The sequence below is a fragment of the [Flexibacter] sp. ATCC 35208 genome (genome assembly GCF_001975825.1).
In the GTDB taxonomy this organism is placed as follows: domain Bacteria; phylum Bacteroidota; class Bacteroidia; order Chitinophagales; family Chitinophagaceae; genus Chitinophaga.
Map to the genome: position 1 here is coordinate 36,442 of NZ_MTKN01000064.1, position 12,052 is coordinate 48,493.

The window sequence follows — 12,052 nt, forward strand, 5'->3', positions numbered from 1 at the left end:
ACCCCCGAAACAAAATAGATCATAGGTGAATTCAAAATTTACCCCTCCGGCTCAATAATAAAAATCTAAAAAATAGCATCTTCGCAGTATATTTACATGAAAATTCACAATTCCCTGGAAAAATCGGACAAGTTTATACTTTTCCGAAGTATATTAATAACGTGAAAGGAACTTTACAACACAAAATAAATAGCGGAAAGTCAGGCATTGTCTTTTACAGCCTCACCCCGCCAAAAATCACTACTGAAAGTGAAAAGGTGACAATTATAGCCGGCGGCCAGATTGATCGTTTAAAAGACCTCGAAATCGATGGGCTGATCATATACGACATTCAGGATGAGTCACTTAGAACCGATAAGGAGCGTCCTTTTTCCTTTATCCCCACTATATCACCCGAAATATATAGCAAAGAACTGCTGGCCACCCTGCCGGTACCGAAAATAATATATAAGAGTATTGCCAACCATACCAGAGAGATGTTTGCCGACTGGTTATCACGCAATACCGATCTGGAAGCCACTGTATTTGTAGGTGCCTCATCCCAGCAACAGTTACAGGCCACCAACTTCTCCCTCTCCGACGCCTACCAGGTAAAAAGAGAAATGGGCCTGGATATCCTTTTGGGTGGCGTAGCCATTCCGGAGCGACATACTAAAAAAGGAGATGAACACCTCCGGATGTTCAGCAAAATGCAGAACGGATGTAACTTCTTTGTATCTCAATGTATTTACAATATCAACGAGACCAAAAATGTAATGTCCGACTACCATTACCATGCATTGAGCAATGACACCCGGCCGGCACCGGTCATTTTTACACTGACACCCTGCGGCTCCCTGAAAACACTTCAGTTCATGGAATGGCTTGGCATCGAAGTACCTAAATGGGTATACAACGACCTGAAATATTCAAAAGATATCCTGCAATCGTCTATCCACACCGCTACCAATATAGCCGGTGAAATACTGAATTACGCTGCCTCCAAAAACCTGCCTGTCGGGTTCAATATCGAGAGCGTATCCAATAAAAAAGACGAAATAAATGCCGCGCATGAAATCCTTGAAAATGTCCTGCACCTCGTAAAACCCATGCGTAATGAGGTGGCAGGAGCCAAAAAAGCGGTACCTGCATATTAAGCTTTCAGACTTAACTTAATATTCATATATATATTTTCCCTGTTTTATCTTTCGTATTTACCTTGCGCCGTAAGTGGACACAGTCCGACACCAGGACGTAAACGAAAAAGAAAAATAGATGAAAAGAATCACTGTGCTTTTGATGAGCGCCGCCCTGTGGAGCGCTTGTAATGCTAACCATGAAAGTAAAAACCAAACCGTTGGTGATAGCCTCAAAGCAAAACCTGCGGTCTCCAATGTAAACATCATCCACCTCTCTGGTAGTACTACCATTGCGCCTTTGGCACAAAAAGTAGCAGGCTACTTCCGCATGAAGAATGATAACTTTGATATCAATATCACCGAAGGTGGTAGTAGCGTAGGTATTGCTGATCTGGAAAAAGGTGCGACCGATATCGCCATGTCATCCCGCGACATGAACGAAAAAGAAAGGAAGCAGTTTCAGGAAACAAATCACCCCATCACCGAAGTAAAGATCGCAGACGATGCATTGGCTGTAGTCGTACATCCAGGCACCGGTGTGGAAAAGATCACCAGAGAACAACTGGAAAAGATCTTCTCAGGTGAGGCGAAGAACTGGAAAGAACTGGGTGGAAAAGATGTGAAGATCATGATCATCTCCCGCGAGAGCAGCTCCGGTACCTACGAGTTCTTTAAAGAAGCTGTCATGAAAACGAAAGAGTTCACCACACTCGCGGTGTTCCAACATACAAACGGTACTGTCCTCAATAAAGTAAGTACGACGGAAGGTGCAATTGGTTATGTGGGGCTGGCGTTTATCAATGATAAAGTAAAGGCGTTGCCTGTATGTTTTGATGGCAAAAACTATGTTGCGCCCGATATTAAACATGTAAAGACAAAGACTTATCCGCTGGCGCGTCCGTTGTTCTTCATCTATCAGAACAGCAGTGCCGCAAAAGTGAAGACATTCGTGGACTACCTGCTTTCTGCAGATGGACAGAAAGAAGTAGAAGAAACCGGATACGTTTCAATTATATAATTAACAAAAAGGTCGGGAGCAATTCCGGCCTTTTTCTATTCCACGCAGTAATAAAAGAGCTTTCATCTGGATGGATAAGCTATCCACCTGCCCAAAGCAATGTTCGGGCAGGTGTACAGCTAAGGCTTTTAAAAAGCTTCCTGATTCACAGACGTTTCATTCTTTTGTCTGGTGATCTTTTGCAGACTGATGTTCTCGCAAATAGCGTAAACTGCATAGAAGCCCATCAGCATAAAAATTGTTATTCTGCTGGTATGTGCTCTGTTCACAACGGCATAAATAGTTATACCAGCCAGACAAAGCATCATACGACTAATCATTGCACCGTATACCCGAAGCATAAATACACTGTTGCTTTCGGCTTGTACACCTTTACGGCTCATGTTGTAGGTTACTGCTGAAAGTGCAGCTAAAGCAAGGTTGCCAAAAAGTAACACATTGTGGTGAACTCCATTGTCTAACAACCAGGCTTTCCAAAATAACAAAGTGGCATTCAATAAAATAAAAAGTCCTATGACTCTAAAGTAGAATCTGTCACTCATTTCCAGTTGGGATCTTTGATAATTATTCGAAAATTCGGCCGCGAAATTACTACGAAAGCTAAAAAAGACAAAATGTTCAATGACGAAAATCATCAATTCTCCTATTATCTGACATTTCTTTTACATCAGGAGGTACTATTCACAGTTCCGCCCGCCAGGCGGCACTTATTTGGTATTATGTAAAATGAGTATATTCGGAACATGCAGAATCTACTTTCTATCAGCTTTAAGATCACCCGACTTGAATATGCGAAATACCTGATCGCCTATATGTACAGAAGACCCACTGTTATTATACTGGGAATAATGGGACTCTATTCATTGATTATGCCAGCCCTGGTAGATTATGGTTTTCTTTCAAATTTCAATAAAGGCTTGTACATGTCGATGCCCTATGCACTGGCAATGTTGTTTTATCCGTTCATTATCACAGTGATAGCGGTATTACAACGATATAGAAATGCGTTTCTGAAACAGGAGATGCTGTATGAGTTTGATGATGAGGGCGTACACATTCAGGGCGAAGATTTTAAAAGCGATCTGGCCTGGTCACATATCCGGGAAGCAAAAGAACTGGCGGGGTTCCTGATTTTAAAGCCTTCTAAACGCGAAGGTTACTTAGTGAAGAAAAATGTACTAGGTGCTGATGAGATCACCTATATTAAAGACAAAATAGCAGCGGCAAAGAAATGAAGAAGGTTTTTGAAATTATCATACTAAAGATATAGCCAGGGTTTTATTTCTTCCACTTGCGGGCTATTTTAACAGCGGTTTCTATCATATAGGGATCCCATTGTTCGATTTTCCAGTCGGAATGAGCCAGGGAGGAGTGTTGTAATAATTGCATGGCGGCGGCATTGGAAGGGGCTGTTTCCAGGATGGAAGAGAGTTCCATTTGTTGTTCGTAGAGGTGCAGGTCTTCTACAGCAGGGCCTATAGGGAGGGGTAGTAATGGATGAAAGGGATTGACCTCAGTTTCACGATTGGATTTGTGTACGATTTCCTGGGTTTGAAGAAGATTGCCACCAGTATCATGATTGGATCTGGGTACGATCTCCTGCATTTGGAAAAGATTAGCCTCTATTTCATTGCTGGATTTGTGCACAATCTCCTGCATCTTCAAAAAATCATTATAAAACCCCAACCGGCTTGCCTCGGTAACGAGTCCATTTCCCAATTGTTCCAGCACAACATATTTCAGATGTGGACATTTGGGCATTGTCATTTCAAGCAACTGAAATACCTCTGCCGGCACTCCTTCATCATGTGTATCTCTTCTGATAGTCCGGTTGCCGACATCGTCCCAGCTACCGCCAGAGATGTGGATTTCCCGGACCTTATCTAATGGATACAGGGCTATCAGCTCTTCGAATGCCAGATCAAAGTTGTGAAGCTGGCAATAGAGGTTATGCAAATCAAGGATGATAAAACCGTTCACGGGTTCAAGCAATTGATCCAGAAAGTCGCCATGCCGTTTGACTTCGTCCAGCGAATACGAAAAGGCAAGGTTCTCCAAACCTACAGGGCGTCCGCAGGCGTTGTAGATTCTTTTCAGCCTGTCTTTGCCAATGGCGAGTGTCGAAGCAGAATAAGGGATATTTAGCGGTGCCCCATGGTGGAAATCTTTTCCGGTCATGAAGCCAAAGTGTTCAGTGATGTGATCAAAGTTGAATGCAGTGGATGTCTGCTTTAAATGAGAGAGCCAGGCTTCCTGTTCGGGTAGCCATTTGCCTGAGAAGAGAGAAAAGAAGACACCATGACCGATCAGGCGATTTTCATCGCTAAAGGCTGTCAGCAGTTCCCTAAACCAGTCAGGTACTTCTTTAATTTTGTATAAGGCATCGAATGACCATTCAATGGCTTCAATACGGGATTCTTGTAGGAGGGGCAAACATGCAGCGAGGATGTTTGCGTCCAGATTACAGGCGACAGCAGATAATACTTTGGGCACCGGTTAAATATCAATGTTCAGTAATCAAATTATTTCAGGAAATGAAGCCATTTCAGGGGATGACCTTATTGCATGTAATGAACTCAGTTCATGTAATGGACCTATTACACGTATTTGACCCATATTTTGTATTGACTCCATTCTCGTAATGAATTCATTTCACGCAATCAACTCATTCATGCAACGCCCCCATCACACGTAATCAACCCATTCCGCAAGCGGGGCAATTACCCAGATTTTCATCTGGCTTAGACACATTTTGTTTGTTTGTCTGATCTTTTTTGGGTTTAGGCGCTTCGTCTTTCCCACAGGAAACGACAGTAGTTTGAACGGCGATACCAATCATGATGGCGCTAAGAAGCGATTTAGAAAGTTTCATGCCATTAGTAATTTAAGAGATAATTATTGTCCCGGCTACGGCTACAAATCAGAATATATCGTGGGTGTTGTCGACTATTAAACGGGCATGAGCTCAAAAAAGTTACAATGATTTATAAAATATCCAAATCACGGGCTACCTGATAAGCGGGCACGAGGGGACGGAACCCTATCTTAAAACGAAGTTTGGAAGTATCCATAATGTATGCAAATGGGTCTATTAGTGGTTCTTTGGTGGGATTTGCCAACCCCAGTTCATAAAAACTCATAGGTGCATCATCCCCCAGGTTGAAGATTTCACCATTCAGCCCATCTGTATTTAATAATAGCAATAAAGCCTGAGCTACATCAAGATGGTGAACCATGTGTAATCTGGCGGCGGGGTGGGAGGTTTCTTTCTTTGTCCTTAAGCGCAAGTTATCCTGCGTTGCCTCTGCTTGCAAGTTTTCCTCCGTTGCCTTTGGGTCCGGGTTTTCTTCCATTGACCTTAAGCGAAAGTCCTCCTGCATTGTTTTTAAATGTAGATCCCCATCACCATAGACGAAACCCAATCTTAATATACGCACATCCTTATGTAAAGAAAGCAGTGCCTGCTCTGTAGCAACTTTACCAGCAAAGTAAGCATTGTCTTCATGTACATCCGGCACATCATCTTCTTTAGCAGGACGACCATAGTCTTTTCTATATACTTTGGCGGTGCTTACGAAAATGAACCTTTCAACATTGGCAGCAATGGCCGCATTGACCAGCGCCATTGTCCCTTTTAGATTCGTATCATGTGTAGGATTATAAGCCGCGGCGATGTGAATGACAGCATCTATACCAATCACAGCAGGCGCTATAGTAGATGGATCATTTAAATCACCGATGCTGACTGATACTCCATCACTAATGATTGCTGCTAAATCACCCATCATGCCACTTGCATTTAAGGTAATAGGCTTACGTACCAACATGCGAACATCGTACCCCTTTTCTATCAGGCGTGCTACAAAGCGACTACCTACTTTACCGGTGGCGCCGGTGACTAAGACTTTTTTCATGGATAATAATTGAAAAGATGATAATGAGTGTTGCTATAGTGTACAGCAAAAATGGACTGGAATAATAAATAGTGGCTGCGCCCAATGGGATCAATACCCGTGTGCAGGATTGCAAACTTTGATTAACCCCTTGTAATTTACCCTGATTGCTTTCATCAACAGATTGAGATAGCTGACTATTATAAGTAGGATCAAATAATCCTTCGCCAGCAAGGATGCATATTACTGCAAGGGTAATAATAATCAGAGAAGATATAAATATGCTGATGACAATGAATGCAAGCCCTGTAGCCAACATTATTAAACCTATAACACCCACAATACTTTCACTAAAATGCTTTAGTAACAATGGCAATAATAATGAGCGGGAAATAATCTCACAGGCACCTGCCACCGTCAATGTACTGCCTATATAAGCTGGGCCCCATTTGAAAATATCTTTTAAGAAGATGGTAAAATTGAACTGGAATATTTCAAGACCTGCATAAAACAATATACCTGTAATCAGAAGCCATTTGATTTCCCTGAAATCCTTCAAATGTGAAAAAACATTGAAACTATCAACATTCAATTGTTTTGTACGCTTTCCAGAGGGCAATGATTCCGGTAACCAAAAATACACGGCCACTACTGAAAGGGATATAATACCAGCTGTCATAAAAAATGGCAATGACAAATCAATAGCTCCCAATAACCCACCTAATACAGGACCTGTTAACAAACCTATTCCCATCACGGCGCCCATATATCCAAACCATTTTGTACGTTCTTCAGGTTTGGTACTATCTGATATGATGGCAAATAACGTACTGATATTACCTGCAGTCAACCCATCTATTATTCTTCCTACAAAAAGTACCCATAACGAGCCACCAATGCCAAATAAGACATAGCCGATGACAGAACCCAGTAAACTTATGATCAGGATATTTCTTCGTCCATACCTGTCGCTCAATGCACCCAAAATAGGGGCAGCGATAAATGTACATGCTGCAAACACAGATAGCAGAGCACTCATACCTAAAACAACTTGTTGTTTGGGTAAATATTGACCTATTAAAAAAGGTAGCAGCGGGATAACGATTGACATACCTACCGCATTCATAAGCACAATCCCTAACAGAATCATTAATCTAACTTTCACTGGTAAATCTTTTTCTTATTGAATTGCTATTCTAGCTTTCTCTTGCATATCTCTTCCTGACAGAACTATTAATCTAGCTCTCACTGGTAAATCTTTTCATTAATGAATTGCTAATGTAGATTTCACTTGCACATCTCTTCCTGCCCAAATCATCAATCTAACTTTCACTGGTAAATCTTTTGCTTATTAAATTCCTAATCCACCTTTCTATTGGACCTCTCTTCCTACCAGAATCATCAATCTAACTCTCCCCTGAAAATCTCCGTATAAATGAAAACCCACTATCCTGCATAGCCATTTCATTCCTGCTAGTTTCCGCCTGCGCAGCACCAGCATACACTAACATCTTCCGCTCATAATCTTCAATCGCAGCCGCAACACTTTCAAACTTCCCACTGGTAATATTTTCTGCTAATATCATTGCATCCATCAACCCTGTATTCACCCCCTGCCCTGCAAAAGGCGGCATTAAATGCGCGGCATCTCCAATCAAAGTAATAGGCAATGGACGATTGGTTTTCCATGGAATATCCAATGATATCTTTCGTGTAGGTAATCCTGCAAAGAATGAAGTAGCACGAAACAATTCTCTGTAACATTCATCCCAGTGAGGGAACATTTCTGCTAGAAAAGTGGCTACACTATCCGTATCCTTATAATCTAATGCAGGAACATTCCTGCAAATGACATTGTAAGTAAGCGCGCCATTATTACGGGGATTGGCTACGATTTGCTTTCCTTCAGCTGCGGTCATTAATATATCATGATCGCACAGTTCGTAGAATGCTTTGCATTTTATCTCCGGTTGATAAACTTCGCCCTGGATGAAATAGGAACCAGTATCTTCAACTACAGCATCCGTTACATATTGTCTGGCATTAGACATACCTCCATTTGCACCAATTACGACATCCGCAGCAGCAGTAGTGCTATTGTCGAAATGCAGGAGCCATTGGTTATTGATTACTTCGAGACCAACAAACCTCCGATCCCATACTACAGTCCCACTCTTAAGACCCTCCAATAAAATCTTCCTGAGTTCATTCCTATTTATCTCAGGCGCGTCATAATGCGGTTTCACTTTAAAAAGTAAATTCCCCAACTCGTCAGTTATACTCCTACCCATGGTATTCGCCCTATCAAAATACCTATCCAGTAAGCCCGCTCTACTCAAAGCCCGCTGTCCTGAACTTTCATGTAGATCAAGCGTACCACCCCAGATTCTTGCCTCCGGGTCTTTATCTCTTTCATAAACAGTTACATCTATACCATGATGCTGAAGCAAGATGGCCATTGTCAGGCCAACGGGACCTGCGCCGAGGATTGCTATTTTCATGCTGTAAAGTTCCACCATCCATCAGAGATAAAATAGCTACCTTTGACTCAAAAATAGTCGTATCAGACTTTTATATGAATGTTCTCCATACGCTCGCTCACCTATTTGGTACAACAGTAAAGAATAGAAGACTAGATATTCCTGAACAGTTTGGTAAGGGATATGTGACCAGATTTGTCTTTAATGAGCACATCCGGATGATGATTATGAATTATGAACTGAAGGAAAACCTGGTGATTGAAAACCCTGAAATCAATGCTTCCAGGAGTATGATCCTTTTTAAGTTCCAGCATATTTTCGATGAAACGGAAAAGCAACCGTCTGTGTTAATAACTACAACAAGTATGAATACAGATACTGTTATCCCCATTCATACAAATACCTCCACAATTAACATCGAAGTCGATTCAAATTATTTAAAGAGTTTGTTTGATTTGTCCGCAAAGTCACCGGTGTTAGAAGGTCTATTGCAGAATACACAACCTTTGCTATTTGAACAAATGATATATCCATCCTTGCAGGATATTGTCAACGAGATTGTATCTCAATCTGTGGCAGAGAGTTTCAAAATGTTTTTCCTGCGGATAAAAGCGGAGGAACTGGTGTGCCGGTTATTAATGGAATTGGAAAAGCGGGATGAAAAACATTTGTATGCGTTGAATAGCCGTGATATAGCTACCATTTACAAAATAAGGGAGGAGATGTTGGAGCACCTGGATACTCCACCGGTGATAAATGATTTAGCACTGGCGGCTAATATGAGCCCGACTAAATTGAAATCTTTATTTAAACAAATATTTGGGAATAGTATCTTTAGTTATTATCAGGAATGTAGAATGAAAAAAGCGGCGTTGTTGTTAAAAGAGGGCAACCTGTCGGTATCGGATGTAGGATATCAGTTGGGGTTTACGAACCTGAGTCATTTTTCAAGAGTGTTTCAGGAGCATATTGGTATGAAGCCTAAACAATATAGCCGGACTTAAATTATGTATAACCTCATTGAGAATTGGGTTTCTCTTAAGAAGATTTCTGATTTTCAAAATGGGGAATCCCGAGATTTTTTCTTTGGTGTTTAACTGCATGAACTTGTATTAATAGGTTAAGCCAGTGGAACTTTACTTTTAGTAATTTAATTCATGCATTCGTTTCTACCAATAATTTTCTCATTTTCTTATATTAATCAATTAAAACTTAAATCCAAATTCACTCTCTAAATAATGCTGTATCTCATCTACTTCCTGCAACCTGACAATCACCTCTCCATTCCAGTCTACAAGTATCAATGGATACTTCTCCCCTATCAATTCTAACACTTTAAACAAGTAATCACAACTTTCCGAAGCAGTGAATAAAGAAGAAAATCCTAACCATACATTCTTTACAATAGATTGCTTTGATTCAACAAATACCCACAATCGTTCAAAACCATACACAACAGTATCCTCTTTTACAACACGGTAAGTGGAATATCCGGTATTCACTACCGGAAAATAATTAATCGCATTCCGGGCTAACAATGATTCCATTTCCTGCGTGGATATCCCCAAATTCACTATTGGAAACAATGGTTTGTCTCTAACAAGCATATGCTCAAATCCAAATGTGTTTTCCTCCTGAACAGGAAAGCTTCCAATATCCTGATAGTTTTGTTTAGGTAGCAGTTCTATCTGACAATAACTGTCTTCGTGAAAAAAAACTGTATCTGTCATTGTTAATTAATTTCATTCACATCAAATACCGTCACCTGATCGAAATTTATTATTTCATTTATCCGTTAACAACTCATATTTATCATACACATCAATACCCCCTAGACATCACAAACCTAGCCCTATCTATACGACGATCTCTCAGGGTCCTCCAATAAGAAAAAGTTATACGCTTCATATACCCATTCCATTCTACCTCTACCCATCCAAAACTCTTCCCTAATTTATTGGTATCAGTCCTCTGCGCTATCACCGGTACTGTTACATAATGCTTCGCCTCATCTGCCAAATAATAATTCGTACTTATTAATAATGCCAATGGCAACCAGAATATCAGGAACCCAACAAGTAAATAGGCGATTAAAAACTCGTTCCAACTATCGTAAAGACGGGATTTCCAGGTCCCTAACAACAAAGTAAATATCAGTGTGCTAATAAAAAAATACCCATCGGCAATATCAATGGCATAAAAGTATGATAACTATGAAGGTGCCATTGTTTATAATGCATTATGATGGCCGTCAATGGAATGCTGATATCCAATACAATCTTTCAAATTCTTATTATATCCATACTATTTAAACATTTCCAACAAATAAGGAATCACAAAATACAACAGTGAAGTTAAAACCCCACCTATTTTCCCAATCACATAATAATAAGCGACTCCCCTACCCAGCTCTTTCCCTTCCAGCTCTGAAAGCGCTAATGTAAGGATTGATATAGATAACATAGCCTCCGCTATACTAAGGATCAGTATCGCCGGAAAGCTCACATCCTTCAAGCATAAACATAAACTAATCATCAACAACAGCATCCCTACTATAATGACAGGCCTGATCATCTTACGGTTCCGCTGTATCAATGCAGTAGTAATAAGTATGACAACTATAGGTATCAATGCAACCACCCAAAAGGAATCGTAACTAGATGCGGTCAAAGCATTTAAGGATGAATTGGAAATAACTATCTGAATCCCTGATATAAAAGAATAAAATAAGAATAATACCAACCCGGCACGTAAATTAATATTCAATAAATGGTATTGACGCCAGATGAATAAAATTATCCCGGTCAATCCCACCAGCAACAACAATATCATCACTGGCACATTCAACTCACCTACATACTGACATCGCTCCAACCCTACATATAGACAACATGCTCCTACAGTCAGTAGAATCCTTGCCTGCCAATCCTCATCCTTTTTATCAGAGCCGTTTTTCACAAATACAAATACCAGCAGACAGGCAATTATACCCAGCGGAATATTTGCAAAAAAGATAACGATCCATGAATATTCATCTGTTATATACCCTGATATAGGATTCCCTAATGCTGCTCCCAAACCCAGTCCCGCCAGTACTAATAGCTGAGACGTAGCACACTTCTCTATCGGCCAGCTCTCTGTAAGAATAGTATGTGAAGATACCAGCATTGCACCTGCCCCCATCCCCTGGAGGAACCGGTACACTATCAGCATATCCAGACTTGTGGCATTACCACAAAAAAAAGAACAGACAGTAAAACAAATTACAGCCCATCCTAAATAATTCCTTCGCCCCAGCTGTGAAGACAACCAGCTGCTAAATGGAACAATAATTAAAGTACCAAGTATATAGACAGTTGTGATCCGGCTGACCTGATTTAAGGTAGCGCCCAGGTTTCCCCTTATATCATTGTAAGCAACGTCTATACCTGCATAATTAAATCCTGCCAGCGCAAGACAGATCATAGCTGTCAGCGAGACAAACCAACGGCGAAAATTATATTCCATAGATATCGTATTATTAAATAGAATTACCCATTTAAG

General features: G+C 40.7%; 12 protein-coding genes. 4 read left to right on the top strand and 8 right to left on the bottom strand.

The window, feature by feature from the left end:
• Nucleotides 1-161 precede the first annotated feature (161 nt).
• Together BW716_RS28615 and BW716_RS28620 are read left to right on the top strand one after the other, a co-directional pair.
• Nucleotides 162-1,136, top strand: a complete 975-nt coding sequence (locus BW716_RS28615) for a methylenetetrahydrofolate reductase (RefSeq protein ID WP_083729462.1) — start codon at nt 162-164, stop codon at nt 1,134-1,136.
• A 118-nt stretch (nt 1,137-1,254) separates the two neighbouring features.
• Entirely contained in the window at nt 1,255-2,136 is an 882-nt protein-coding gene (locus BW716_RS28620) for a phosphate ABC transporter substrate-binding protein (RefSeq protein ID WP_083729464.1), read from the top strand.
• Nucleotides 2,137-2,264: 128 nt separating this feature from the next.
• On the opposite strand, the gene BW716_RS28625 is transcribed toward BW716_RS28620, so the two are convergent.
• The gene (locus BW716_RS28625) at nt 2,265-2,678 is read right to left on the bottom strand and encodes a hypothetical protein (protein WP_083729466.1); all 414 of its coding nucleotides are present in this window, start codon (nt 2,676-2,678) and stop codon (nt 2,265-2,267) included.
• Nucleotides 2,679-2,879: 201 nt separating this feature from the next.
• Between BW716_RS28625 and BW716_RS28630 the strand changes: the two genes are divergently transcribed.
• Complete coding sequence (locus BW716_RS28630; protein ID WP_083729468.1) at nt 2,880-3,371, top strand: YcxB family protein; 492 nt, start codon at nt 2,880-2,882, stop codon at nt 3,369-3,371.
• A 43-nt stretch (nt 3,372-3,414) separates the two neighbouring features.
• Here BW716_RS28630 and BW716_RS28635 read toward each other — a convergent pair whose 3' ends face one another.
• The 5 genes from BW716_RS28635 to BW716_RS28650 form a co-directional block, all read right to left on the bottom strand.
• Nucleotides 3,415-4,629 (bottom strand): DUF692 family multinuclear iron-containing protein, encoded by a 1,215-nt coding sequence (locus BW716_RS28635; protein ID WP_083729470.1) that lies wholly within the window; start codon nt 4,627-4,629, stop codon nt 3,415-3,417.
• A gap of 202 nt (nt 4,630-4,831) precedes the next feature.
• A complete protein-coding gene (locus BW716_RS37100) occupies nt 4,832-5,008 on the bottom strand; it encodes a hypothetical protein (protein ID WP_179091312.1) in 177 nt (58 codons plus the stop codon).
• A gap of 112 nt (nt 5,009-5,120) precedes the next feature.
• Nucleotides 5,121-6,050, bottom strand: coding sequence for an NAD(P)-dependent oxidoreductase (locus tag BW716_RS28640; RefSeq protein WP_083729472.1), 930 nt, complete (start codon nt 6,048-6,050; stop codon nt 5,121-5,123).
• Nucleotides 6,016-7,179: an MFS transporter gene (locus BW716_RS28645; protein WP_083729474.1), complete on the bottom strand. Its 1,164-nt coding sequence runs from the start codon at nt 7,177-7,179 to the stop codon at nt 6,016-6,018. The genes BW716_RS28640 and BW716_RS28645 overlap by 35 nt, the downstream gene beginning before the upstream one ends.
• Before the next feature lie 256 nt (nt 7,180-7,435).
• Nucleotides 7,436-8,530 carry an NAD(P)/FAD-dependent oxidoreductase gene (locus tag BW716_RS28650; RefSeq protein ID WP_235643968.1) on the bottom strand — a complete coding sequence of 365 codons (1,095 nt, stop codon included), beginning with the start codon at nt 8,528-8,530 and terminating at the stop codon, nt 7,436-7,438.
• Between the two features lie 74 nt (nt 8,531-8,604).
• On the opposite strand from BW716_RS28650, the gene BW716_RS28655 reads away from it, so the two are divergent.
• A complete protein-coding gene (locus tag BW716_RS28655; protein ID WP_083729478.1) occupies nt 8,605-9,513 on the top strand; it encodes an AraC family transcriptional regulator in 909 nt (302 codons plus the stop codon).
• Nucleotides 9,514-9,714: 201 nt separating this feature from the next.
• On the opposite strand, the gene BW716_RS28660 is transcribed toward BW716_RS28655, so the two are convergent.
• Together BW716_RS28660 and BW716_RS28670 are read right to left on the bottom strand one after the other, a co-directional pair.
• The gene (locus BW716_RS28660; RefSeq protein WP_083729480.1) at nt 9,715-10,239 is read right to left on the bottom strand and encodes a hypothetical protein; all 525 of its coding nucleotides are present in this window, start codon (nt 10,237-10,239) and stop codon (nt 9,715-9,717) included.
• Nucleotides 10,240-10,813: 574 nt separating this feature from the next.
• The coding region (locus BW716_RS28670; RefSeq protein WP_220388856.1) for an MFS transporter at nt 10,814-12,052 on the bottom strand (1,239 nt) is incomplete at its 5' end.